Here is a 24,498-nt window from a genome sequence, read left to right as displayed (position 1 = left end):
TAAAATGCCGTGTGAGGGCTGTTATCCTTCCGGGTTTATATGGCTGAAAGCGTTAGCATAGGCGCATGTTAGTGCTTTCTTTACCAAACTGTGAAAATTCTGGCGGCGAGAAAAAAGAGCAGGCAACTGCGCAACAGGGTGAGCCGAGCAATGAGACAATCGAAAGCCGGAACGAACGGGACAGGCCTGCTTTGTGGCGCTGCTGCTATCGGTCTCAGCCTTTTGCTTTCAGCCTGCGCCGGCCCTGTGATGCCCTATGGGGCAGCCACCCGTACGGCGCTTCCCGAAGACGCGCTGGTTATGCCGCCGCCTGGCGGTCCGGCCATTGTCTCTGTTCTTGAGCATCAATATTCCAATGCGCTGCAGCAACGTATCCTGTTGACGACGAATGCCCGGACGCAGGGACAGAATTATATTCAGACGCAGTTCTTCGGCGTGGAGAATTACTCTCGGCTGAACGGACAGTCGCTCGCCTATCACTCCGTCAACGAGACCAATATCGCCGAGACGATGCGGGAAGAAATTCCTGGCGTGGTGATGAAGCAGTCACCCTATTATGTGCAGAATAATTACGGTCCCTTTGGCTATGCCTTCGGCTATGGCCGTGGCAATGATCTTTGCATGTATGGCTGGCAGCAGATCCGGCCGGGTCGCGATACACGGCAGGCCTTTGGTCAGGCGGGAACGATCCAGATCCGGGTGCGCTTCTGCGAAACGGGCGCAAGCGAGGATGATCTGCTCGGTATCATGTATGGCTATACCATCAATGGCGCCGTCGAGGCCTATGGCTGGAACCCCTATGGCGATGCCAATTCGCCGCCGCCGCTTCTTGGCAAGACGGGGGCGCCAACCTATCCGAAGCAGGTCTATGACGATCGCAAGGATAATCTGGCCAGGACAAGTACAGTCCTGCCGTCATCCACGACCAAGCGCACCGTTACGTCCACGACGCGGACCGTGAGCACGGCTGCCCCGGTTACCAATAGTCAGAGCGTCACGATCATCGATCAGCCGGAAGGTGCCGTCGTCACAAGGGCGCCAGCGCTTCCGCCGGCTACCGCGCCAGCAGCTGCCATCGCACCGGCCAGCACCATCCCGGCGCCTGAACGTCAGATCCCGGCGGCGACGGCTGGTGCACCGGCAAGTACGGCAGGCACTGCGGCACAGCCCACTTCGGGTTCCATTCCGGGGCCACCCTGCCGGCTTTTGCCAGGATCAACGACGGTTACCTGTAATTAGCGCCGGTTGCCTGTCGCCACAAAACGGGTCGCGGCTGGGGGAAAGCGGGATGAAGGTGGGGGCCCGCCAGCCCGCCGGGCGGCCAGAGATAAAGATGTTCTTGCCATGCCGCGGCTTCACAAGTAGTGAAATTCAGGGGCCGCAGCAGATATTTACCGGCAGGAAACGCAGTCAGACATCAGAAAAAGTCCGGGCAGGAAAGTAATTCTTCAGCTTTCTCGCTCAGGCTCGGGAAAATAGCAGCAGAGCTGTTTCCGAGAAAGGTTCGACCACATGCGCAAGGCTGGAATCCTGATATTCTGGATTTTTGCATCGATTCTCGTTCTGGGACTCGTCACATTGCCGATTGATCTGCGCACGCAGATTGTCGTCAGCGTTGTCGCCGTAGCGGTGATGACGGTCCTGAAACAGATGCATGCGGAAGGAAACTGGCGCCTGATCGCGCTGGCATTCGGCACATCCATCGTGCTGCGCTATGTCTATTGGCGCACCACCAGCACCCTGCCGCCAATCACCGAGTTGCAGAACTTCATTCCCGGCCTGATCCTTTATCTCGCCGAAATGTTCTCGGTCGTGATGCTGGGGCTCAGCCTTTTCGTTGTGGCATTGCCGCTTCCCGTGCGGCCGCGCTGGGGCAAGCTGGAAGGCGATCTGCCCTATGTCGATGTTTATGTCCCCTCTTACAATGAGGACTATCAGCTGCTGGCCAATACGCTGGCTGCGGCAAAGGCGATGGATTACCCGTCGGACAAGCTGAAGGTCTACCTGCTGGATGATGGTGGTACCGAGCAGAAGCGCAACTCGAAGAATCTGGTCGAGGCCTCGCTTGCCCAGACCCGTTACAAGGAATTGCGCCAGCTCTGTGCCGAACTGGGCGTTGGCTATATCACCCGCCCGCGCAACGAACATGCCAAGGCTGGCAACATGAATCACGCGCTTCAGTACACCAATGGTGATCTGATCGTCGTGTTTGATGCCGACCATGCGCCGGCCAATGACTTTCTTCAGGAGACGGTCGGCTACTTCATGGAAGACGAGAAGCTCTTCCTGGTGCAGACGCCGCACTTCTTCATCAATCCTGATCCGCTGGAGCGCAATCTGCGCACCTATGAGCTGATGCCGAGTGAGAACGAAATGTTCTACGGCATCATCCAGCGCGGTCTCGACAAATGGAATGCGTCCTTCTTTTGCGGTTCGGCCGCTGTTCTGTCGCGCAAGGCGCTGAATTCGGTGAACGGCTTTTCCGGTGTGTCGATCACCGAAGACTGCGAAACCGCCGTTGCGCTTCATTCCCAGGGCTGGAATTCGGTCTATGTCGACCGGCCGTTGATTGCCGGTCTGCAGCCTGCGACCTTCTCCTCCTTCATCGGTCAGCGCAGCCGCTGGGCCCAGGGCATGATGCAGATCCTGCGTTTCAAGTTCCCGCTTTTGCTGCGCGGATTGTCGCTGCCGCAGCGGCTTTGCTATATGTCTTCGAACCTGTTCTGGCTGTTCCCCTTTGCGCGCGCCTCTTTCATGATCGCGCCTTTGTTCTACCTGTTCTTCGGCCTTCAGGTTTTCAACGCGTCGGGCGGTGAATTCCTGGCCTATACGCTGTCCTATCTGGTGGTGAATATCCTGACGCAGAACTATCTGTTCGGGCAGTTCCGCTGGCCCTGGATTTCAGAGCTTTATGAATATGTGCAGACGATCCATCTAATGCCGGCGGTGGTCTCGGCGATCATCAATCCGCGCAAGCCTTCCTTCAAGGTGACGGCGAAGGATGAATCGATCGAGCACAGCCGGCTTTCAGAAATTTCGCGGCCTTTCTTCATCATCTTCTTCATCTTCGTCGCGGCCATGGTGATGATGGCTTACCGGCTTTATACCGAGCCCTATCTTGCTGGCGTGACCTGGGTTGTGGGTGGCTGGAACTTCCTCAACCTGTTCCTGACAGCAGCAGCGCTGGGCGTCGTATCGGAAGCCGGCGAGCGTCAGAAGGCGCGCCGTATCAAGATGTCGCGCCGCTGCGAACTGGTGATCGGCGATAATGTTTATCGCGGAACGATCGAGGATGTCTCCTCCGATGGCGCCGGGCTTCAGGTCCAGGTGCGCGATCTGGACCGGCTGCGGCCGGGAACGGAGGCGCTGCTGCGTGTCGAACCGCATCGCGGTGGTGATCAGGGGGAAATTCCGGTGACACTTCGTCACGCCCGCTCGCTTGGCGAACTGGCCATGGTCGGCTGTCGCTATGCGCCGACGAACAGCCTTCATTATACGATGGTGTCCGATCTCATGTTTGCCAATTCCGAGCGCTGGCAGCAGCTCTTGCAGGCGCGCAAGAATGATCCGGGCACGCTTGGCGGTACATTCTGGTTCATCAAGACCTCCATTCAGCAGATGGGGCGCGGAATGAGCTATTTCATCGGCAAATATCAGTCAAACACCGGTGGGGCAGGCAAGTGATGACCAAGAAGACGGCATTTTTCCTGTTCGCGTTGCTGATGGCGCCTGGCCTTGCTGCCGCGCAGCAGGCAGCGCCCTTCAGCATGGGAAGCGACGGGAGCGGGCCACCGCCAAGCCAGCAGAGCCAGCAGGGTGACGGCGGCGTGGTCGACAGTCTTGCCGCCAAGGCGACGCTGCCATTCTTCCGTTATCTCGTTCCCGAAGACGAAATGCGCCTGGAAGGCGAAATCGTCGATGACGCCTGGTCGATCTATCTGACGGATGCGCAGGCCAAATCGGCGGCAACGCTCAATGTCGGCTATCAGAATTCGATCTTCATCGCGCCGGAATTCTCCGAATTCACGATTTCCATCAATAATGTCGTCATTGCCAAGCCGCCGCTGAGTGCTTCGGAAAGCGAGGCTGACCGGCGCTATGACATTCCTCCCGGTGTACTGAAACCGGGCTATAATCTGGTTTCTTTCAAGGCAAAGCAGCGCCATCGTACCGATTGCAGTCTCGATTCGACCTATGATCTGTGGACCCAGATCGATCAGGAGCGCACCTTCATCATGTTCTCCGATGCTTCCGCAGCGCTGTTGTCGAAGACGGAGGATATTCGTGGCGTCGGGGTTGATGCCACCGGACGGACCCAGTTCCATCTGGTCGTGCCGGCGCTGGACCAGCCGATCACGGCAAACCCGCTGCTTGAACTGTCACAGGGTCTGGCGCTTCTGGCCGACATGCCCAATACCTATTTCACCTATTCCACGTCAGAGCCGGAAAAGTTTGCTTCCGGTGTTCTGCCCGTCTATGTCGGCACGCCCGCCGAGCTTCGCCCGCTGCTTGGCGATGCGCTTCCGGCGATCGGCACGACACAGACGGCCCGCTTCATCGCCACCAACAAGCTCGGCCAGAGCGTTCTTGTGCTGATGGCGCCGTCCTGGCAGCTGATCAGCCCGCTGGTGGACGGGATTACGCGCCCCGCCGCCAAGACGGCTGCGGTCAAGGACGAGGCATTTTCAACCCATTCCTGGCGTAAGCAGGATACCCAGCTTCTGACCGGCAAGCGCAGGCTGTCATTCGAGCAACTCGGCATTCCGACCCAGGAATTTTCCGGCCGCTCCTTCCGCACCGAATTCTCGATCGGTCTGCCGGCGGATTTCTATGCCAATGCCTATGGCGAGGCGCGGCTTCTGCTGGATGCTGCCTATTCGCCCGAAGTGCTGCCGGGAAGCCGCATTCACATCTATGTCAACGACCAGCTGGCGGCGACCTGGCCGATCAGCACGGTCAATGGCGCTGTTCTGCGCCGCAACCCGATCACTTTCACCATGCGCCAGTTCAAGCCGGGCGTGAACAAGGTCGTCATCGAAGCCGCGCTTCTGACCAAGGCCGATGCTGAATGCCTGCCGGGTGCGACCAACAACGCCACGCCACGCTTTGCCCTGTTTGACACATCCGAATTCGATATGCCGAATTTCGGCCGGGTGGCGCAGGTACCGGATCTCTGGGCCACCAGCGGGACGTCCTTCCCCTATGCCAACCAGTCAAGCCGGGTGCCCTTCTATATCGATTCGCTGAACCCGGATTCGCTGTCGGCTGCCTCCGATTTCATCGGCAAGCTCGCCAATTCCGCGCGCCAGCAGATCCCGGTCGATGTGGTTCAGTCGATGGATGATATCGGCGAGGGGGATGCGCTGTTCCTCGGCAGCATCGGTCAGATCCCCGCGGAGGCATTGCGCCAGGTGAAGATTTCGCAGACAAGCCGAAGCACATGGACCCAGCAATCGGGTGGTGAGGCCAATACCAATGAAGGCCCGACGACGACGATCGAGCAATGGGACGAGGCGGTTACCGCCGGCTGGTACAACTGGATCTTCGAGGTGGAGAAATATCTCAAGCGCAATTACGACCTGTCCTTCGACACGCTGCGCTTCCTGCCGAGCCCGGACAGTGAATATCTGCCACCCAATTCGGTTTCGATGATGATAGCGCAGGAACCGAGCCCCAATGGCGATGGCGCCTGGACACTGGTTGCCGCGCCGACGCCTGAGAACCTCAATTATGGCATGACGTCGCTGACCAAGCGCCAGCACTGGGATGCCGTGCAGGGGCGCATCACCACCTTCAACCGCAATACCGGTGTGATCGACAATATCGCGGCCGGATCGACGGATTTCATCTTCGATACGCCCTTCTCGATCCGAAATATACGCCTGGTCATCACCAACTGGTTCTCGACCAACACCATGTCCTTCTCGCTGGCGCTGGTTATCGGCACCATTCTGCTGGGACTGGCAACCAAGGCGATGCTCACCATATTCGGTCGCTTTCATGACTGACCGGAGAGGGCGGCGGCGCTTGAAGTCAAGGTGAAGTCAAGCCCGGCTGCAATCTTTCCATGACAAACGAAACGGGGCCGCCTTTGTCGCGGTCCCGTTTCGTTTCGAATGTTTGAGCCTTGGTATCAGACCTCTTCAAGCGCCTGACGTCCGAGAATAGCCGCCCCCAGCAGGCCGGGCTCGGTGCCGCTCGTGGCAGGCACGACCAGTGGCGTGGATGGCTGGGCAAGCGTCAGCGGGCGCACGGCGCGGTCGATCGCGCCGACGAGATCATGCGCGCGGGCAAGGCCGCCGCCAGCCGGAACGATCGAAGCACCCGTCATATTCACCACCATGGCCAGCGGCGCGGCAATCAGATCAAGATAGACTGAGAGTGTATCTACGGCTGTCACCTCGCCCGCGCGCCAGGCTTCCAGAATGGCTTCCGCCGAGCGTTCACCGCCATGGAACAGCCGGTCGAGCCGCTCCATGCCGCGCGCGCTGACGGCGGTATCGAGGCAGCCGGTCTGGCCGCAGCCACAGGCAAAGCGCGGCACGGGGCGCGGCGGCATACCGGCGATCTGCGCCGCTACAGGGCCATGGCCCCATTCGCCGGCAAACCCGCCCTTGCGATTGATCAGCCTTTCGCCGGAGACAAGCCCGCCGCCGACGCCGGTTCCCAGAATAATGCCGAAGACGATATCGTGGCCGGCACCGGAACCAACCACGGCTTCAGCCACTGCAAAACAGTCGGCATCATTGGCGATGGTGACGGCAATGCCGGTGGCCTCCGCCAGATCCTGTGCCAGATCGGTGCCGTGGATGGCCGGAATATTGGCGACGATCAGGCCGCCGGTCTTCGGATCAACCACGCCGGCAAGCGAAACGGCAATCCGCGCGGGTTTCTCGTCCAGCTGTCCGACAAAGGCTGACAGGGCAGCGATGAAACCCGCATGGTCATCGGTGGGGGTAGCGATACGCTCAAGGAAGGTCAGGTCACCCATGGCGCGTGAATGACCCGCACGGATCGAGGTTCCGCCAATGTCGAAACAGAGAATGTTGGAAGGCATTGACCTTGTCTCTTTTGCTTGATCCGGGACATCGAAATGGAAGCGCATGCCCTATCGCTAAGGCTCAGGCATTGCAAACATGTCTTTAGAGCAAAATGATGCGAATTGGTAATGAGGATTTCAGCGCTGCAACCAGATGGCGTGCAGTGACCAATATCAACAGGCAGCGTTCTGCGCGCTGTCTTCTTCATGGTAATGTATTGTTTCGGAAGAGAAACTGGAGCGGGCGAAGGGATTCGAACCCTCGACCCCAACCTTGGCAAGGTTGTGCTCTACCCCTGAGCTACACCCGCTCATCAATCACCGGGCCGGGGGTAGTCAGTGGCCGGTGGTCACCACCGCGGCGGCGACGAAGGCGTATATGGCCTAAGCCGATTTTAAATGCAACAGGGAAATGACAGATTTTTCGTCTTTTTTTCAAAATTGGCATAAAGCCTTTGTTTTTAAGGGATTTTCCTCTTGAAGCCTTTTGCGCCATCCGGCTTTAACAGTCAGAGGGCCGGTCAGGTGATGACCGGCCCTCTGCTGCGACATGTTGAAATATGCTGCGTGCCCCAGGCTCAGAGCATACCCGCCGCACGCGGCAGCCAGAGCACCAGACCCGGGATGAATGTAAGCGCCAGAAGCATGGAAATTAGGATCGCCATGAAGAACCATGTCTCGCGAATCATCTCCGCAAGCGGGATGCCGTTCAGTGCTTTGATGATGAACAGCAGGATGCCATAGGGCGGCGTGATCAGCCCGATCATCATGTTGAACACCAAAACGACGCCGAGATGGTTGAGGTCGATGCCAAGGGCGGCGGCCGTCGGAATGAACAGCGGCGTCACCACCAGCATGATGGTCGAGACATCGAGAATGCAGCCGAGCAGCAGATAGAGAATGTTGAGCAGCAGCAGAAACTGCCAGGGTTCGAACTGGTAGTTCTGCACCGTGTCGAACACCATTTGCGGCACGCGCTCAATGGTGATGACATAGTTGAAGATGAACGCACCGCACAGAACCATGGTGACGACAGCGGTCGTCTTGACGGTCGAGACCACCACCCGCCAGAAGCTTGCAAGACCCAGAACCCGATAGGCGAAGAACGCCAGCAAAAGCGCATAAAGCGCTGAGACCGCAGCGGCTTCCGTCGGGGTGAAGATGCCCGAATAGATGCCGCCAAGCAGGATGATCGGCATCAAGAGCGCCGGAAAGGCGCGAATGATGACAATCGGCAGCATCCTGAGCGGCACGGCCTCTTCAACGGGAAAGCCACGGATCTTGGCCATGATGGCCACGGCGATGGCCATGACGGTGCACATCAATAGTGCCGGGATGACGCCACCGAGAAACAGGACGCCGACCGAGGTGGATGAGATCAGCGCGTAGAATACCATCGGGATCGATGGGGGGAAGATCGGCCCGACGACGGCGGAGGCCGCTGTCAGCGCACCGGCAAAGCCGCGCGGATAGCGGTTTTCCTTCATCATCATGTCGGTGATGATCTTGCCGACACCAGCGGCATCGGAAATCGCCGAGCCGCTCATGCCGGAAAAGATCAGGCTGGTGAAGATATTGACCTGCGCCAGCCCGCCCGGAAGACGTCCGACCACGGCGAGCGAGAAATCCAGCAGCCGGTCGGATATCTTGCCCTCGTTCATCACATTGGCGGCGAAGATAAACAACGGTACGGCAAGTGCGACGAAATTGCCGAACACGCCGTTGAGCACGTTTTCAGCCGCAAGCCCGACATCGCGATGCGCGAAAAAGAGATAGAAAATGCTCGATACAATCATGGCGATGCCGAAGGGCAGGCCGGTGATCGTGATCGTGACCATGATGGCCAGCATGATGATCAGAGCATGATCGGAAAAAAATGCCATTGTCCAACGCCTCCGCTCAGATCTGATCGTGCCATTTCGGGCCGAACAGCTGGACGAGACGCCAGACGGCCTGGATGGTGAAGCCGACGAGGAAGAGCATGTAGCAGCCATAGATGAGGTTCATCGGGATGCGCAGCACCGAGCTTTTCTTGCGGGTCAGGAAATCGAGATAGTCCCAGGTATAGGGGATCAGCAGCACGAAGGCGGCAATCAGCGCCACCATGGAAATCATGGTGAAGATACGCTGCGTGCGGGCCGGAACGATGTCATAGACAACGTCGAAGGACACATGTTCGCGGATCGGCACGCAAAAGGCCGCCGCCCAGAAAACCGCCCAGATGAAGGCGATCATGGTGAATTCCTCGGTCCACAGCAGCGGCTGGTTCATCACATAGCGATAAAAGATCTGGATGATGAAGCCGGCGAATGCGGACAGGAAGAACAGGGCGCCGATCGCGTCGGCGACGGTTTTGAGAAAGGTGCCCCACTTTCGCAGGGCACCGGTATCGAATTGCGCGGGCATGGCCTGTTACTCGGCCAGCTGGTTGATCTTTTCCATCCAGCCGTCCGGCCAGTCCTTCGCGCGCGGCGAATTCTTGTAGGCTTCCTGGACATGGGCGCGGAACGCGTCGACATCGGGCGTGGTCACGGTAAGGCCCTTGTCCTGGAAGAAGGAGACGAGATCGCTCTCGATCTTCACACGTTCGGCGTTGTTCCAGTCGCAGGCAGCCTTGGCGGCATCGGTCACGGCCGATTTCTGTGCGTCATCCAGCTCGTTCCAGAAGGTGTTGGAAACGGCAAAATTGATGGCATCGACGAGATGTGAGGTCAGGGTGATCTGTTCAGTGACTTCATAGAACTTGGCGGCCTCGACCGTCGGCAGCGGGTTGTCCTGTGCGTCGATCGTGCCGGTCTGCAGGCCGAGATAGACTTCCCCGAAGGGCAGCGGCGTCGGATTGGCGCCGAGCGCCTGGCCGAGGAACAGCCATGCATCCGAGCTTGGCATGCGCAGTTTCACGCCTTTCAGGTCATCCGGCGTGTTGACGTCCATCGTCTTGCGCAGGTTCAGCTGGCGGGTGCCGAGATAGCAGGCATCCAGAAGCGTGATGTCCATCTCGTCGGATACGGTCTGCTTGAATTCGGTGCCGATATCGCTGTCAAGAAAGGCCCGGTAATGTTCGGGGCTCTGGAACAGATAGCCCGCCGTCAGCAAGCCATATTGCGGCAGTGCATCAGCAATCAGCTGGTAGGAAACATAAGTCATTTCCGCATTGCCGCGCTGCAGTGCATCAAGATCGGCGCCCTGGCCGAACAGTGAACCGGAATCATAGATCTGAACATCGAAGACGCCCGGCATTGCCGCGTCCAGCTTGTCCTTGAAGACATGCAGTGCCTTGGTATGTACATCGCTGGGGACCGACGGAACGGTCATCTTCATTTCTATCGGCGCGGAAAGTACCGGCCCGGCAAGCAAGGTCGTGGCAAGAAGAGCCTTCGCGAAAAGGTGCTTGGTCAACTGAATTCCTCCCAAAAGTCATTTCACCGGATCCCTCAGGTCTCCATTCCGGTGAATAAAACAGACTTTACGGGCTAATTTGACTGATGTAAATACTGATTGTATCAGTTATAGTATGAGCTATCCGATAATGGATTGCGTGGGAGGGAGGAACACCATGCTGGCCGGAACGGATCTTAAGGGTGTGATTGGCGCTTCTGTTACACCTGTTGATCAAGACCTGAGAATTGATGTCGAAAAACTGAAATCGCACATGGATTTCATGCTGGGCGAGGGCTGTGCCTTCGTTTCGGAATTCGGCACGACCGGTGAGGGGGCATCATTTTCAAGTGCCGAGAAGATTGCCGCACTTGAAGACCTTGCCGATATGGGGGCGGATCTGAAGCGCCATATCCCCGGCGTCATCGCTTCCTCACTCGATGAAGCGGCGAAACTCTTTGCAGCCATTGCCCGGCTGAATGCGCGCGCGGCACTGGTGATCCCGCCCTTCTACTACGCGCCATCATCCCATGCCGCCGTGGCCGATTTCTATGAGGCGATGATCGAGCGCGCCGGAGCACCCGAGATCGACCTCGTGCTCTATAATTTCCCGCATTTTTCCGGCGTCAGTTTCGATGTGCCGCTGGTTGAGGTGATGCTGAAACGGCTTGGAAGCCGCATTGTCGGCATCAAGGATTCGACCGGCGATCTGGCCGGTGGCCTGGCCCTGATCAAGGCTTTTCCGCAGCTTTCCATTTTCACTGGCGATGACCGGATCCTGCCCGAAATGGTTGCGGCTGGCGGCGCAGGCATGATCGGTGGTATGACCAATCCCTATCCGGCTGATTGCGTGCAGCTTTATGGCGGGCCTGTGACGCCGGAACTACGCGCCCGTGCCAAGGCAAGGATCGAGGCGGTGGATGGCAATGGCGGGCTCGTCGTGCTGAAAGCGCTGGTCGCGACGATGCGCCAAGACGCATCCTTTGCGCGTCCCATGCCGCCGCTTGCTGGCGCATCCGAAACGGTGATGACAAAGGTCGACGCGGCCATTGATGCTGTGGCCTGAACCGGGAGGCATAACGCAGAAGCGTCAGACGGCGCCAGGGGAGGAGAGAATTTGGCCAAGCCGCAGATTGCCGATCCGGGTGGATCCGGTATCAAGGATATTGCCTATGACCGGTTTCAGGAGGCGCTTTTAAGCGGCCGGCTGAGACCTGGCCAGATGGTCAGCCAACGTGATCTGGTCGATATGCTCGGCCTGTCGATCGGCGCGCTGCGCGAATTGTTGCCGCGGCTGCAGTCGGAGGGCCTGGTGAATGTGCTGCCGCAGCGCGGCATTCTCATTCCGGCCATTGATCTGCCGATGATCCGCAACACGTTTCAGATGCGAGCAGCGCTTGAGCGCGAAGCGGTGATGCAGGCCGTGCGCGATCTGCCGGACAGCGTGCTGGAAGGCCAGCGCCGGCTGCATGCCGACATGATCGAGGCGGTGGCGAAAAACCCGACGCCAGAGCTTCTGGATCGCGGTCAGGATATCGATACGGCGTTTCACAATCTGCTGATTTCGGCCACCGGCAATGATCTTCTGCGCCATGCCTATAGTATCAACGTCATCCGCATGCGGCTGATCAAGCTGGACCGGATCAGGCTTAACGAACACATCCTGCCGGAGGCCTTCGGTGATCATCTCGCCGTCATCGATGCGATTTTGCGCCGCGATATGACGGGTGCCATCGAGACCATGGACAATCACATCCGCAATGCCCGCGAACGTGCCCTGAAACTCTGAAATCCTGAATGCAACGTTGATCGAGACATGATCATGAATGACATGAAATCCGCCCTTGCGCCGCTGCGCCTCGCTGTCGCCCACCTTGATGAAGCCCCCGGACTGAACGATGAGGCACCTGTCTTTTCCTGGGCCCTTGGCGGCACTGGCGGCGCGCAATCGGCCTTTCGCCTTGTTGTCGCATTGACCGCAGAGGATGCCGCTTCAGGCCATGGGACCCTCTATGACAGTGGCCGCCGGGAAACGGACTATCCGGGCATGACCTATGACGGGCCGCCGCTCAGATCCGGTCTCAAGCTGTTCTGGAGCGTCTGCGTGTTTGACGATGCGGGCCGCGCTTCTGGCTTTTGCCCGCCCGCATTTTTCTTCACCGGCCTGAGGGCGGAGGACTGGCAGGCGGACTGGATTGCACGCTATTTCGTCTTGCCAGCGGGGCGTGACGTGCCGCAGGGCAACCGCTATGACAACCGCTTTCAGGCGCGCCCTGCCGACTATCTGCGCCGCGCGGTGCAGCTGGCCGGAACGCCGGTCAGGGCAACGGCCTATGTGACGGCGCTCGGTGTCTATGAGTTCTATATCAACGGCGCGCGGATCGGCGATCATGTTCTGGCGCCCGGTTGGACAGATTATCACCGCCGTGTCGAATATCAGACCTATGATGTCACCGGTCATTTTGCCGATGGCGAGAATGTCATCGGTGCCATTCTCGGTGAGGGCTGGTATTCTGGCCGCATCGGTCATAACCAACGTCGCGCTGGCAATCATTATGGTGGACGTCCGGCCTTCTGCTGCCAGATCGTGCTGGAATATGAAAGCGGGCGGCGCGAACTCATCGTCAGCGATGAAAACTGGCAGACGGTGCAGGGGCCGATCCTTTATTCCGATTTTCTGGCGGGTGAGGCCTATGATGCGAGGCTGGAAATCGAAGGCTGGGCCGAAACCGGGTTCGATACGGCCCTCTGGCAGCCGGTGGAGGTGTTCACACCGGGTCCGAAGGCGCCGCAGCTGGATGCCCAGCGCGCTGAGCCGATCCGCGCGGTCGCCTGGCTGCCCGCCCACCACCTGCATGTGCGGGACGGCATGGCGATCTATGATCTGAAACAGAATATTGCCGGATATTGTGCGCTGAGGCTGCGTGCCAAGGCCGGGAGCACTTTCCGCCTGTTCTTCGCCGAGCGGCTGAAGGACGATGGCACGCTCTATCTCGACAATATGCGCTATGCGGTGAATGAGGATATCTATATCGCCAAAGGCGCGGACGAGGAGTGCTTCACGCCGCGTTTCACCTTTCGCGGCTTTCAGTATGTCGGCGTCACGATCGAAGGCCCCGGTGAGGTTGCCGGGCTCGAAGGCGTTGCCATCCAGACCGACACGCCGGTATCCGGGACCATCTCGACGGGCAACCCGATGGTCAATCAGTTGATTTCCAATATTTTCTGGGGTCAGCGCGATAACTTCCTCGCCGTGCCGACCGATTGCCCGCAGCGCGACGAGCGCTATGGCTGGACGGCTGATGCGCAGGTCTTCTGGAAGACCGCCGGCTATTTCATGGATGTCGATGCCTTTCTCAAGAAATGGATGGAAGACCTGATCGACGGCCAGTCGCCGGAAGGGGCCTTTCCCGATGTTGCGCCGACCAAGCCGCTCAACCCTTACCGGCTGACACCCCAGCCGGGCGCGCCGGGCTGGGGCGACGGGCCGATCATCATGGCCTGGCATCACTATCTGCGCTATGGCGACGACAAGCTGCTGGTCCGTGCCTATGACAATCTCGCTGCCTGGATGGATTACATTGCTGCCGCCAACCCGGATGGTATCCGCCGCAATCGCAACAACAATAATTACGGCGACTGGCTCAATGTCGGGCCGAAGACCGATCCCTTTCTGGTCGCTTCAGCCTACTGGATCCATCTTGCAGACCTGATGACCGGTATTGCGGATGCGATCGGCCGCGATGCCTTGCGCTGGCAGGAACTTGGCACGACGCTCAGGGCCGCCTTTCTCGAAACCTATTGGGTGGCGCCGGGCCGGCTCTCCAGCGACACGCAGACGGCCTATCTGCTGGCGCTCGCATTTGACGTGCTTCCGCCGCGGCTGAAACGATTTGCCGCGGCCCGGCTGGAAGAACTCTTTGCCGCGGCCGACTGGCACCTTCAGACCGGCTTTCTCGGCGTGCGCCATGTCTGCCCGGTCGTGGCGGATTTCATCTCCGAAGAGCGCGCCGTCGATCTCCTGCTGAAGGACAGCTATCCCTCATGGGGCTTTTCCATCCGGCACGGCGCCACCACGATCTGGGAGCGCTGGGATGGCTGGACGCCGGAAAACGGCTTTCAGAGCCCCGCAATGAACTCTTTCAATCACTATGCCTATGGCGCGGTCGGCGAATGGATCTGGGCGCGGCTTGCCGGGATTGACTGGCTGGAGACAGCGCCAGGCTATCGCGGTGTTTTGATGCGGCCGGTGTTCGACCGTCGTATCGGCCATGTCGAGGCCGTCTACGCGGCGCGGACAGGGGCGGTCAAAAGCGCCTGGAGGATCAACGGGGATGTGGGGCAGTGGCAGGTGAGCCTGCCGCCGGGCGTCTTCGCGCAAGTGGAATTGCCGGAAGGGCTTGGCGCCGTTGAATGTGATGGCGCGGCGCGCACCGGACGGGCATTCCGGCTTGAAAGCGGTGCGCACAGCTTGACCTTTTCGCTCTGATCGGCCGGGCGGCTTTGTTGCATTCATCGGCAAATGGTGCTGAAGATGGCGGCCTTGATGCAAGAATGAGACAAAGCCGACGCGGACCGATGAGCGAAATGAACCCGAAGACTTCCGAAGACCTGTTTGCCTATCTCGATGAACTGGGCATTTCTTATGAGAATATGGAACATCGCGCGGTTTTCACCGTGGCGGAGGGCGATGACCTGAGGGAAAAAATCCCCGGCGGCCATACCAAGAACCTGTTCGTTAAGGACAAGAAGAGCCGTTATTTCATGCTCACGGTGGAGGAATATGCCACCGTTGATCTCAAGACGGTTCATAGCCTGATCGGCGCCCAGGGCCGCGTCTCCTTCGGCCGGCCGGAGCAGATGCGCGACTATCTCGGTGTCGAACCCGGCTCGGTGACGGCGCTGGCAGCCATCAATGATACTAACGGCAATGTCACCTTCATTCTTGATGAAGCGCTGATGGAAAATTCTGTGATCAACTGCCACCCCTTGCGCAATACGGCGACGACGTCGGTCGGCCGTGACGATCTGCTGCGCTTTATCAGGGCAACCGGCCATGAGCCGCTTGTCTTGAAAGTGACGGCGTGACACACGATCTTTCTATTACGTTTTTAACGGGCCTGGCCCGACGCGGGAGACATTGATGAGCGGTTTTGACAATCCCTATGGCGGTTCGTTCGGCGGACAGATGAATGTGTCGGTCGACGGCAGCACCAATGGCGCAACACCGCCTGGCGGGCTTATCAAGGATACCACCACCGCAGGCTTCATGGCTGATGTAATCGAGGAATCGAAGAACCAGCCGGTGCTGGTCGATTTCTGGGCGCCCTGGTGCGGTCCCTGCAAGCAGCTCGGGCCGGTGATCGAAAAGGTGGTGACGGAAGCAGCCGGCAAGGTCAAGCTGGTGAAGATGAATATCGACGACCATCCGGCCGTGGCCGGGCAGATGGGCATTCAGTCGATCCCCGCCGTTGTCGCCTTTGCCGGTGGCCAGCCGGTTGACGGTTTCATGGGCGCGGTCCCGGAAAGCCAGGTGCGCGAATTCATTGACAAGGTTGCCGCTTCCGCGCCGTCGGAAAAGGATCGCGCTGCCGAGATTGCCGCCGCGCTTGAAGAGGCCGATACGCTTCTGGCAGCGGATAACATCCAGGAAGCGCTGCAGCTTTACGGCGCAATCGCCCAGGCCGATCCGGAAAATGCCCGCGCCCTTGCCGGTATCGGCCGCTGCCTGATTGCCGCTGGCGATCTGGAGCGTGCCAAGGCACTTCTGGAGGAAATTCCAGACAGCGCAAAGGAAGATGATGCGATCAAGGCATTGCAGACCAAGATCGCGCAGATGGAGGAAGCGCGCAAGCTGGGCGATCCCAATGCGCTGGAACATCAGCTTTCGCTTGATCCCGACAATCATGCAGCACGTATGAACCTGGCCAAGATCCGAAGTGCCGAGGGTGCGCGTATGGAAGCGGCAGAACATCTGCTGCTGATCATGAAGAAAGACCGCACATTTGAGGATGACGGCGCGCGCAAGCAGCTGGTCGCCTTCTTCGAGGCCTGGGGTGCGAAGGATCCGGCAACCATCGCCGCACGGCGCAAATTGTCGACGATCCTGTTTTCATAAACATCAAACGTAAAGGAAGGCAGCGTCATGCAAGTGGGAAATGCGCGTTACATCAGGCGGGATGATCTGCCGGAGGCCGTGCCTGTGTTTCCCCTGCCCGGAGCGCTTTTGCTGCCCCAGGGCCATCTGCCGCTGAACATCTTCGAGCCGCGTTACCTCGCCTTGTTCGATCGGGCGCTGTCGGGCAACCGGCTCGTCGGTCTGGTGCAGCCGGCGCGGGTGGAAGAGGGTATGGATATTACCGATGTCACGCCGCTGGCGGGGGTCGGCTGTATCGGCCGGGTCACGTCCTTTGCCGAAACGGGCGATGGCCGCTATCTCACGGCGCTGACCGGGGTCTGCCGTTTCCGCTTGATGAGCGAATTGCGCAGCACCAATCCCTATCGCTCCTTCGAGATCAATCCCTTCATGGGCGACCTCAAATCCGAGGAGGAGGAGGACAGCGTCAATCGCACGCGTCTTCTGGAGGCCTTCCGCGCCTATCTCGATGCCGAGGGGCTGGAGGTCGACTGGAGCCATATCGAACAGGCGAGCAATCTGGTTCTGGTCAATTCGCTTGCCATGATGGCGCCCTTCGGCGCGGCAGAAAAGCAGGCGCTTCTGGAGGCCGAAGATCTGAAGACCCGGGCCGAGCTTTTCGTTGCCATCACCGAATTCGCGCTGGCCGGTGATCCGGGAGAGAAGTTGCAGTAATGCCTTCAGCACAGGATAAATATGATCCGCGTATCGACCCGCGCATGCTGGAGCTTCTGGTCTGTCCGCTGACCAAGGGGCGGCTGACCTATGATCGCGAGGCGGGAGAGCTTGTGTCTGAAAGGGCGCGTCTTGCCTATCCGATTCGTGATGGCGTGCCGATCATGCTGGTCTCCGAAGCACGGCAGCTGATGTGACTGCCGAACCGTGTCAGGGCGTAACCGTCTCAAATTCCGTGATCTGGAATGTCTTGTAACTGCCGTAGCCGTCGTCGCGGTCAAGCTGTTCGGCGAGCCAGCTGCTGAGTTCCTCCCGGTCGCCGAATTCAATTTCTCCGATGTTCGGATCCATGATCCGCATTGTCTCCGATAGGGTTTCGACGCAGGCGATCGCGTGGCCGGATTGCCCCTTGTTTGTCGAATCCGTCAAGATCAACAGGTTGCCGAGCTGAACGTCCGGCGCGTCGTCCCACTCATCTTCCTCTTTCTCGGGCCAGACTGCCTGTGCGAGCGTCTGCGCCATTTCCCCCTTCGTGATGCCTTCCTCCCGGCGGCAAAGAAACGCTCCCTTATACGCAAGTCCACTGTCCCGGATGGTCTCGATCGTGTCGACATACATTTTCTGGGGGGCTTTCTGTTTCAGGTCTTCGTCATAATAATCTCGCCCCAGCCCGTATCCGGCGTCGTGGTGATCGATCCAGCTCCAGTAGTCATGTGCTTTGCTGGAAAGTGATATCATCAGGTAATGCGCGGAGGCAGGCAGGCACACGCCCGGCGGTCTTGGTATGTCACGATGGTCATCTTTACCGTAACTGCGACCGAGAATGCCGGATTGAGGCCTGAGATAGAGCATCGTTCCGTATTTTAGCCGTCGCGGGTTGCTCGCGGCCTGCTCATAAACAGAGCTGATGCCGGAATCCCTGTCGGACGGGCCATCGTCAGCCGATACCCGACCGGCAGGAGCGTCCCCGGCGGCGCGCGGCTGTGAGGGCTGCTCGCTCGGTAGAGAACTGTCTGTCGCAGAAAACTGGCGGCTGGGCCGGTGGTTTGCGTCGGTAAATAATGCCATTTTCAGCCAATATCCTTCATTTCGAAGGAGTTTAGGCCGAAAATATATTATATAAAAATAGATACTGACTATTTATAGTTATTTTATAGGTAAGATATTACATCTATGGAAAATTATATTTTAGATATCGACGCGGCAATGGCCGCTGATATTTAATTCAAAGTGCCTCCCCGGCGAGAAGTTTCGGCGTTGCACGCGAGGCGCGGCCGGCCGCTTCTTCAATGAAATAGCGTTTCAGGCCGGGCATGCGGTCGACCAGGCCGAGGCCGATATCGCGGGCCAGGCGAACCGGGCCGATATCATTGGAAAACAGCCGGTTCAGCACATCGGTGGTCATGCCCATGCGCACCGTGTCGAAACGGCGCCAGGCCTGATAGCGCTCAAGCGTATCCATGGCGCCGATATCAAAGCCCATGCGGTCGGCTTCGACGATGGTTTCGGCAAGGGCGGCGACGTCCTTGAAGCCAAGATTGAGGCCCTGGCCTGAAATTGGATGGATGCCGTGGGCGGCATCGCCGGCCAGCGCCAGGCGCGGGGCAATGAAAGACCGCGCCAGTGTCAGTCCGAGCGGGAAGGCACGGCGGCCGCCGGCAAGCGTCAGCGGGCCGAGATGATGACCGAAGCGGCGTTCAAGTTCCGCCTCGAAGATGAGATCATCATCTTCGACCAGACGGTTGGCATCAGCGGTGCGTTCGGTCCAGACCAGCGAAGAGCGGTTACCGGTCAGAGGCAGGATGGCGAAGGGGCCAGCGGGCAGGAAATGCTCCTCGGCGCGGCCGTTATGCGGGCGTTCATGGGCAATGGTGGTGACGATGCCGGACTGACCATAGTCGAAGCGAACGGTCTTGATGCCGGCCATGTCACGCAATTTCGAGCGCACGCCATCGCAGGCAACGACAAGGCGGGTATCAATCGTTTCACCATCGGCGAGTGTGATCTTCGCCCGGCCGCCCTCATTCTCTAACGCGCTCACGAAAGCGGCGTGGCGGATTTCGATGCCCAGATCTTCTGCGGCGCGGCGCAATGCGCGCACCATGGCGACATTGGGGATCATATAGGCGAAAGGCGCCGATGTTGCACTATTGTCGGCAAAGGTCAAAAAGACCGGGCGGACCGGATCGGCGGTTTTCGAATCAGTCACGATCATGTCGTTGATCGGTTGGGCGTGTTTTCGAATTTCCTCCCAGAGGCCAAGTGTCTTCAGCATGCTGACGGCTGCCGCGATAATGGCGGAGGCGCGCTCGTCCTTTTCCCAGACATGTTCGGGTGCTGCTTCCATCAGCGTGATATCGAGATGCGGCGCCGCTTTCTTGATGGCGACGGCAACCGAAAGACCAACATAGCCACCACCGACGACGATCATGTCTTTCATCACGTGCTTCCTTGCAATTTGCCTCAAAAAGAATTCTTTTGCGGTCCTGGGCCACGCCGTCAAGGGGCGCAGGCGTCCGGCACCTCATCCGGTGTTCTTTTCGCGCCCGCGGCCTGGCGTTTCAAGCCCGGTTCGCCAATCTGTTCAACTTCAATATAGGGAATGAACCCGAATGTCACAGTCCGAAGACAGGGAAAGCGGCAAAGCACTGGCCGATCTTCTCGATCTGGAGCGGCTGGAGGAGAACCTTTATCGCGGCGAAAGCCCGGCAACGACATGGCAACGCGTCTTTGGAGGACAGGTGGTTGCCCAGTCGCTGGTCGCAGCACAGCGCACCGTGCCAATGGACCGTTATGTTCATTCGCTGCATGGTTATTTCATGCGGGCAGGCGACACCGAAGTACCGATTGTCTTCCAGGTCGATCGCCTGCGTGATGGCAAAAGCTTTCTGACCCGCAGTGTGCGGGCCATCCAGCATGGCCAGCCGATCTTCATCATGACGGCTTCGTTTCAGTGTGAGGAGGAGGGGTATGAACATCAGGAGACCATGCCCGATGTTCCGCCGCCGGAGGCGCTGGATGCCGAAGCCATGCTGATCGCCGACAATGCGGCAGGGGCGCCGGCGCCGATCCGCAATTACTGGCAGCGGGAACGGCCGATCGAGATCCGCCCGGTCGATGTCGAGGATTTCCTGTGGCGAAAGAAGGGGTCCAGCGAACAGGCGATCTGGATCCGCGCCAGCGGCGAGCCGCCGGCTGACCGGGCCTATCAGACAGCTTTCCTCGCCTATATGTCAGATATGACCCTGCTCGATTCGACGCTCTATCCGCATTGTGCTTCGGTCTTTTCTGACCGCATCCAGGCGGCAAGCCTCGATCATGCGATCTGGTTTCATCGCCCTTTCGAAATTTCGGACTGGCTGCTTTATGTGCAGAAAACGCCATCGGCCAGCAATGCACGCGGGCTGGCGATCGGCCGTGTCTTCAGCCGGGACGGCCGCCTTGTCGCAAGCGTCGCCCAGGAGGGGCTGATCCGCGCCCGCGAAACGGTTATCCCGTTTTATGAGAAAGGGACGACGCCGCGTTGAAACGGGCTTTATGCATGAAAAGTGATGAAATTTTTGGCATATGTTACCCAATATTGCGATGATTGAAGGCGTTATTGCTGTAAGCGCTGTCTTTGGTTGACGAAAATCAATACGGGCGCGATTTGGCACGCGCCTTGTATGGTCTTTAGATACGCGCCGGCTCCGGTCGGCTCCGTATCGGGCGGGGCTGCGGGTCCGGTCAGCGGTTTTCTGCAAGAAAGGCCGATAGATGACCACCGGAATTCTTCTTAACAGAATGAGATGGCTGGGGCTTGGCTGCGCAGCAGCACTTCTGCCTCTTTCCGCTCATGCACAGGATGCAGCCGTGCCCGACAAGGGCGACACGGCCTTCATGTTCATTGCCACTTTGCTGGTTCTCTTTATGATTCTGCCCGGACTTGCCCTGTTTTATGGCGGCCTGGTGCGCTCGAAAAACATGCTTTCGGTGCTGATGCAGTGTACGGTCATCGCCTGTACCGTGATGCTGATCTGGGTGATTTACGGCTATTCCTTTACCTTTGGCGGTGCGGTTAATCCGTTTTTTGGCGGGTTTTCCAAACTGTTTCTGTCCGGTGTCACGCCCGACAGCACGGCTGCGACTTTTTCGGATGCTGTTATTCCCGAATATATCTTCATGCTGTTCCAGATGACCTTTGCTGCCATCACACCAGCCCTGATCGTCGGTGCCTTTGCCGAGCGGATCAAGTTCTCGGCTGCCGTGCTGTTCTGTGCGTTGTGGGTCACCTTCGTCTATTTCCCAGTTGCACATATGGTCTGGGATGCAAGCGGATTCCTGTTTGATCTCGGTGCGCTCGATTTCGCCGGTGGCACGGTTGTTCACATCAATGCCGGTGTCGCCGGACTTGTCGGTGCCATCATGGTCGGCAAGCGCATGCATCTGGAATCAGAGGAAATGGCGCCGCATTCCATGACCCTGACCATGGTCGGCGCCGCCATGCTGTGGTTCGGCTGGTTCGGCTTCAATGCTGGTTCCAACCTCGAAGCTTCGGGCGGCGCCATGCTGGCAACTGTAAACACTTTTGTGGCAACCGCCGCTGCAACGGTCTCCTGGTGCCTGGTCGAGAAAATGACCCGTGGCAAGGCATCCATGCTTGGTGCTGCATCCGGCATGGTTGCCGGCCTCGTTGCCATTACCCCGGCGGCCGGCATTGCAGGGCCGATGGGCGCCATCATCATGGGATTCCTGGTTTCGCCGCTCTGCTACTTCTTCGTTACCGCCGTCAAGCACCGCTTTGGTTATGACGATACGGCCGATGTTTTCGGTGTGCATGGCGTTGGTGGCTTTTTCGGTGCTTTGGCGACGGGTATCTTCGCTTCGTCGTCGCTGGGCGGCATCGGCTATGCCGACGGCGTCACCATGGCTGGTCAGTTTTTCACCCAGCTGATCGCTGTCATCACCACCATTGCCTGGTGCCTGATCGGTTCGGTTATCCTTTACAAGGTTGTCGATATCGTCGTCGGCCTGCGCGTCTCGCAGGATGACGAGCTGGCCGGTCTTGACCTCGCCTCTCATGGCGAGCGCGCTTATCACATGTAGTGATTGATACAGGGCGTTGCCGCTTTTCGGACGGAAATGCGGCGGCGTCCTGAAAAGAGGGTGCCTGTTTTTGCGTCATTTTTCGAGGCAGTCGCCTGCTTAATAGATGCGCAATTTTGAAAAATTGCTTAGATTCTGGGCGCAGTGCAAAGCCTGTGGCAGCAGCGTGCTGAATTTGTGGGGAAAATGCGACCAAGATTCGGGGCGCAGCAACGGATTGTTGAAACTGGCACGTACTTTGAATGTATGTTTAGGGCCTCTGATTGATTGCTGCCGTCAGAGGCAAGGAGAGTCGGCTCTGGGCCGAGGACAAACAAAGGATGGGAAACCAGATGAAAATTGTTATGGCCATTATAAAGCCGTTCAAACTGGATGAGGTGCGCGAGGCTCTCACTTCAGTCGGTATCCAGGGCCTGACTGTTACAGAAGTCAAAGGCTATGGCCGGCAGAAGGGCCACACCGAAATCTATCGCGGCACCGAATATGCAGTCAGCTTTCTTCCCAAGCTGAAGATCGAAGTCGCCGTCGCCGCCGACGTCGTTGAAAAGGCAGTAGAGGCGATCGCGTCATCGGCAAAGACCGGCCAGATCGGGGACGGCAAGATCTTTGTTTATTCCATCGAACAGGCCGTGCGCATTCGTACCGGCGAAACCGATTCCGAAGCGTTGTAAAACCGCAGGGGGTATTCTTTCTATGTATTCCAAACTCAAACTCGTCGCGGGCGCCAGCGTTATTGCTGCTGGTTCTTTCGCGCTCCCGGCTTTCGCCCAGGACACGACCGTGATTGATCTTTCCACGGCTGCCGGTGTTCCGGGTGAGGTGGCCTGGATCCTGAACACGCTGTTGTTCCTCGTGATGGGTTTTCTCGTCATGTGGATGGCCGCTGGTTTCGCCATGCTCGAAATGGGCCTGGTCCGCACCAAGAACGCCTCGATGCAGGGCCTCAAGAACGTTGCGATTTACGCCGTTGGCGGCCTGATGTTCTGGTTCACCGGCTACAGCCTGATGTACACCAATGTTGATGGTGGCTTCATCGGCACGTTCGGTCCCTACATGATCCCGACGCCGGATGCCGAAGCTGCTTCGGCCATGGCTGATGGCTCGTCCTATTCGGTGGCTTCCGACTGGTTCTTCCAGATGGTGTTCTGCGCCACCGCCGCTTCGGTTGTTTCGGGTACGCTGGCCGAGCGCATCAAGCTCTGGCCGTTCATGATCTTCACCGTCATTCTCACCGGCTTCATGTACCCGATCACGGGTTCCTGGCAGTGGGGCGGCGGCTGGCTTTCCGAAATGGGCTTCTCCGACTTCGCCGGTTCGACGCTGGTTCACTCGGTCGGTGGCTGGGCAGCGCTTGCCGGTGCCTTCGTTCTCGGCCCGCGCCTTGGCAAGTTCTCCTCCGACGGTACGGTCAACCCGATGCCGGGCTCGAACATTCCGCTGGCTGTTCTCGGTACCTTCATCCTGTGGCTCGGCTGGTTCGGCTTTAACGGCGGCTCGCAGCTGGCTCTCGGCTCGATCGCTGACGCATCCGCCGTTTCGAAGATCTTCGTCAACACCAACCTGGCCGCTGCTGCCGGTGCCGTGATCGTCATGATCCTTCTGCAGATCATCTACAAGAAGGTCGACGTCACCATGGTTCTCAACGGTGCGCTTGCCGGTCTCGTTGCCATCACGGCCGAGCCGCTGACGCCGTCCGTTCCGGCCGCTCTTTTCATCGGTGCCATTGGCGGTGTCATCGTCGTTGTCGTTGTTCCGCTGCTCGACAAGCTGAAGATCGACGACGTTGTCGGCGCCATTCCGGTTCACCTTTGCGCCGGTATCTGGGGTACCTTCATCGTTCCGCTGACGAACCCCGACACCAGCTATGTCACGCAGATCATCGGTATCGTCTCGATCGGCATCTTCACCTTCGTCGTGTCGCTGGTTGTCTGGCTCATCCTCAAGGCCGTCATGGGCATCCGGGTATCGCCGGAAGAGGAAACGGCTGGTCTCGACAAGGCCGAAATCGGCGTCGAAGCCTATCCGGAATTCAAGTAATCCGGATTTTTATCGCGCACGGCTCCATCAGGAGTTCTGCCATCAGCCCGGGCCTTTCGGCCCGGGTTTTTGTTTGCATGCAGTTCGGGCCTTTCGGCTCGGGTTTTGTTTGCACGCAGTTCGGGCCTTTCGGCCCGGTTTTGCTTGT

At 58.7% G+C, this 24,498-nt stretch carries 20 protein-coding genes and 1 tRNA gene; 14 read left to right on the top strand and 7 right to left on the bottom strand.

The genetic code is table 11. The features are described 5' to 3' along the window. The first annotated feature begins 150 nt into the window (after positions 1-150). The 3 genes from bcsN (at position 151) to FJU08_RS05560 (ending at position 6,008) form a co-directional block, all read left to right on the top strand. Entirely contained in the window at positions 151-1,239 is a 1,089-nt protein-coding gene (gene bcsN / locus FJU08_RS05570; protein WP_141147969.1) for a cellulose biosynthesis protein BcsN, read from the top strand. A 273-nt stretch (positions 1,240-1,512) separates the two neighbouring features. Beyond that, entirely contained in the window at positions 1,513-3,684 is a 2,172-nt protein-coding gene (gene bcsA, locus FJU08_RS05565; RefSeq protein WP_141147968.1) for a UDP-forming cellulose synthase catalytic subunit, read from the top strand. Then, positions 3,684-6,008, top strand: coding sequence for a cellulose biosynthesis cyclic di-GMP-binding regulatory protein BcsB (locus FJU08_RS05560; protein WP_141147967.1), 2,325 nt, complete (start codon positions 3,684-3,686; stop codon positions 6,006-6,008). Before bcsA ends, FJU08_RS05560 begins: the two co-directional genes overlap by 1 nt. Before the next feature lie 125 nt (positions 6,009-6,133). Here FJU08_RS05560 and FJU08_RS05555 read toward each other — a convergent pair whose 3' ends face one another. The 5 genes from FJU08_RS05555 to FJU08_RS05535 form a co-directional block, all read right to left on the bottom strand. After that, positions 6,134-7,057: an ROK family protein gene (locus tag FJU08_RS05555; protein WP_141147966.1), complete on the bottom strand. Its 924-nt coding sequence runs from the start codon at positions 7,055-7,057 to the stop codon at positions 6,134-6,136. Positions 7,058-7,275: 218 nt separating this feature from the next. Beyond that, positions 7,276-7,350: transfer RNA gene (locus tag FJU08_RS05550), tRNA-Gly, on the bottom strand. Positions 7,351-7,617: 267 nt separating this feature from the next. Then, entirely contained in the window at positions 7,618-8,922 is a 1,305-nt protein-coding gene (locus FJU08_RS05545; RefSeq protein ID WP_141147965.1) for a TRAP transporter large permease, read from the bottom strand. A 16-nt stretch (positions 8,923-8,938) separates the two neighbouring features. After that, positions 8,939-9,445 carry a TRAP transporter small permease gene (locus FJU08_RS05540; RefSeq protein ID WP_141147964.1) on the bottom strand — a complete coding sequence of 169 codons (507 nt, stop codon included), beginning with the start codon at positions 9,443-9,445 and terminating at the stop codon, positions 8,939-8,941. A gap of 6 nt (positions 9,446-9,451) precedes the next feature. Next, positions 9,452-10,438: a sialic acid TRAP transporter substrate-binding protein SiaP gene (locus tag FJU08_RS05535; RefSeq protein WP_235890585.1), complete on the bottom strand. Its 987-nt coding sequence runs from the start codon at positions 10,436-10,438 to the stop codon at positions 9,452-9,454. Positions 10,439-10,595: 157 nt separating this feature from the next. Here FJU08_RS05535 and FJU08_RS05530 point away from each other — a divergent pair, with 157 nt between their 5' ends. The 7 genes from FJU08_RS05530 to FJU08_RS05500 all read left to right on the top strand — a co-directional run bounded on the left by FJU08_RS05530 (position 10,596) and on the right by FJU08_RS05500 (position 17,425). Continuing rightward, positions 10,596-11,483 (top strand): dihydrodipicolinate synthase family protein, encoded by an 888-nt coding sequence (locus FJU08_RS05530; protein ID WP_141147963.1) that lies wholly within the window; start codon positions 10,596-10,598, stop codon positions 11,481-11,483. 51 nt (positions 11,484-11,534) lie between these two features. After that, positions 11,535-12,206 (top strand): GntR family transcriptional regulator, encoded by a 672-nt coding sequence (locus FJU08_RS05525; protein WP_235890584.1) that lies wholly within the window; start codon positions 11,535-11,537, stop codon positions 12,204-12,206. Between the two features lie 33 nt (positions 12,207-12,239). Further along, positions 12,240-14,906 (top strand): alpha-L-rhamnosidase, encoded by a 2,667-nt coding sequence (locus FJU08_RS05520; RefSeq protein ID WP_141147962.1) that lies wholly within the window; start codon positions 12,240-12,242, stop codon positions 14,904-14,906. Positions 14,907-14,995: 89 nt separating this feature from the next. Continuing rightward, positions 14,996-15,505, top strand: coding sequence for a prolyl-tRNA synthetase associated domain-containing protein (locus FJU08_RS05515; protein ID WP_141148149.1), 510 nt, complete (start codon positions 14,996-14,998; stop codon positions 15,503-15,505). 55 nt (positions 15,506-15,560) lie between these two features. Further along, positions 15,561-16,535: a thioredoxin gene (gene trxA, locus FJU08_RS05510; RefSeq protein WP_141147961.1), complete on the top strand. Its 975-nt coding sequence runs from the start codon at positions 15,561-15,563 to the stop codon at positions 16,533-16,535. 27 nt (positions 16,536-16,562) lie between these two features. Beyond that, positions 16,563-17,228 (top strand): LON peptidase substrate-binding domain-containing protein, encoded by a 666-nt coding sequence (locus tag FJU08_RS05505; RefSeq protein ID WP_141147960.1) that lies wholly within the window; start codon positions 16,563-16,565, stop codon positions 17,226-17,228. Continuing rightward, a complete protein-coding gene (locus FJU08_RS05500) occupies positions 17,228-17,425 on the top strand; it encodes a Trm112 family protein (protein WP_141147959.1) in 198 nt (65 codons plus the stop codon). Before FJU08_RS05505 ends, FJU08_RS05500 begins: the two co-directional genes overlap by 1 nt. A 13-nt stretch (positions 17,426-17,438) precedes the next feature. On the opposite strand, the gene FJU08_RS05495 is transcribed toward FJU08_RS05500, so the two are convergent. Beyond that, complete coding sequence (locus FJU08_RS05495; protein ID WP_141147958.1) at positions 17,439-18,296, bottom strand: YopT-type cysteine protease domain-containing protein; 858 nt, start codon at positions 18,294-18,296, stop codon at positions 17,439-17,441. Positions 18,297-18,453: 157 nt separating this feature from the next. After that, positions 18,454-19,668: a ubiquinone biosynthesis hydroxylase gene (locus tag FJU08_RS05490; protein ID WP_141147957.1), complete on the bottom strand. Its 1,215-nt coding sequence runs from the start codon at positions 19,666-19,668 to the stop codon at positions 18,454-18,456. A 172-nt stretch (positions 19,669-19,840) separates the two neighbouring features. Here FJU08_RS05490 and tesB point away from each other — a divergent pair, with 172 nt between their 5' ends. The 4 genes from tesB to amt all read left to right on the top strand — a co-directional run bounded on the left by tesB (position 19,841) and on the right by amt (position 24,350). After that, positions 19,841-20,755 carry an acyl-CoA thioesterase II gene (gene tesB / locus FJU08_RS05485; protein WP_141147956.1) on the top strand — a complete coding sequence of 305 codons (915 nt, stop codon included), beginning with the start codon at positions 19,841-19,843 and terminating at the stop codon, positions 20,753-20,755. A gap of 229 nt (positions 20,756-20,984) precedes the next feature. Further along, positions 20,985-22,313: an ammonium transporter gene (locus FJU08_RS05480; protein WP_141147955.1), complete on the top strand. Its 1,329-nt coding sequence runs from the start codon at positions 20,985-20,987 to the stop codon at positions 22,311-22,313. Between the two features lie 320 nt (positions 22,314-22,633). Further along, positions 22,634-22,984, top strand: a complete 351-nt coding sequence (locus FJU08_RS05475) for a P-II family nitrogen regulator (RefSeq protein ID WP_176084967.1) — start codon at positions 22,634-22,636, stop codon at positions 22,982-22,984. A gap of 22 nt (positions 22,985-23,006) precedes the next feature. Continuing rightward, positions 23,007-24,350, top strand: coding sequence for an ammonium transporter (gene amt / locus FJU08_RS05470; RefSeq protein WP_141147954.1), 1,344 nt, complete (start codon positions 23,007-23,009; stop codon positions 24,348-24,350). Positions 24,351-24,498: the final 148 nt, after the last annotated feature.

Source organism: Martelella alba (genome assembly GCF_006516955.1).
GTDB lineage: Bacteria > Pseudomonadota > Alphaproteobacteria > Rhizobiales > Rhizobiaceae > Martelella > Martelella alba.
This window is presented reverse-complemented; position numbering and strand designations above follow the sequence as displayed.

Excerpts from the sequence above, each read along its gene's own strand:
- bcsN (WP_141147969.1), top strand. The coding sequence starts at position 151 with ATGAGACAATCGAAAGCCGGAACGAACGGGACAGGCCTGCTTTGTGGC.
- bcsA (WP_141147968.1), top strand. The coding sequence starts at position 1,513 with ATGCGCAAGGCTGGAATCCTGATATTCTGGATTTTTGCATCGATTCTC.
- FJU08_RS05560 (WP_141147967.1), top strand. The coding sequence starts at position 3,684 with ATGACCAAGAAGACGGCATTTTTCCTGTTCGCGTTGCTGATGGCGCCT.
- FJU08_RS05555 (WP_141147966.1), bottom strand. The coding sequence starts at position 7,057 with ATGCCTTCCAACATTCTCTGTTTCGACATTGGCGGAACCTCGATCCGT.
- FJU08_RS05545 (WP_141147965.1), bottom strand. The coding sequence starts at position 8,922 with ATGGCATTTTTTTCCGATCATGCTCTGATCATCATGCTGGCCATCATG.
- FJU08_RS05540 (WP_141147964.1), bottom strand. The coding sequence starts at position 9,445 with ATGCCCGCGCAATTCGATACCGGTGCCCTGCGAAAGTGGGGCACCTTT.
- FJU08_RS05530 (WP_141147963.1), top strand. The coding sequence starts at position 10,596 with ATGCTGGCCGGAACGGATCTTAAGGGTGTGATTGGCGCTTCTGTTACA.
- FJU08_RS05520 (WP_141147962.1), top strand. The coding sequence starts at position 12,240 with ATGAATGACATGAAATCCGCCCTTGCGCCGCTGCGCCTCGCTGTCGCC.
- FJU08_RS05515 (WP_141148149.1), top strand. The coding sequence starts at position 14,996 with ATGAGCGAAATGAACCCGAAGACTTCCGAAGACCTGTTTGCCTATCTC.
- trxA (WP_141147961.1), top strand. The coding sequence starts at position 15,561 with ATGAGCGGTTTTGACAATCCCTATGGCGGTTCGTTCGGCGGACAGATG.
- FJU08_RS05505 (WP_141147960.1), top strand. The coding sequence starts at position 16,563 with ATGCAAGTGGGAAATGCGCGTTACATCAGGCGGGATGATCTGCCGGAG.
- FJU08_RS05500 (WP_141147959.1), top strand. The coding sequence starts at position 17,228 with ATGCCTTCAGCACAGGATAAATATGATCCGCGTATCGACCCGCGCATG.
- FJU08_RS05495 (WP_141147958.1), bottom strand. The coding sequence starts at position 18,296 with ATGGCATTATTTACCGACGCAAACCACCGGCCCAGCCGCCAGTTTTCT.
- FJU08_RS05490 (WP_141147957.1), bottom strand. The coding sequence starts at position 19,668 with ATGAAAGACATGATCGTCGTCGGTGGTGGCTATGTTGGTCTTTCGGTT.
- tesB (WP_141147956.1), top strand. The coding sequence starts at position 19,841 with ATGTCACAGTCCGAAGACAGGGAAAGCGGCAAAGCACTGGCCGATCTT.
- FJU08_RS05480 (WP_141147955.1), top strand. The coding sequence starts at position 20,985 with ATGACCACCGGAATTCTTCTTAACAGAATGAGATGGCTGGGGCTTGGC.
- FJU08_RS05475 (WP_176084967.1), top strand. The coding sequence starts at position 22,634 with ATGGGAAACCAGATGAAAATTGTTATGGCCATTATAAAGCCGTTCAAA.
- amt (WP_141147954.1), top strand. The coding sequence starts at position 23,007 with ATGTATTCCAAACTCAAACTCGTCGCGGGCGCCAGCGTTATTGCTGCT.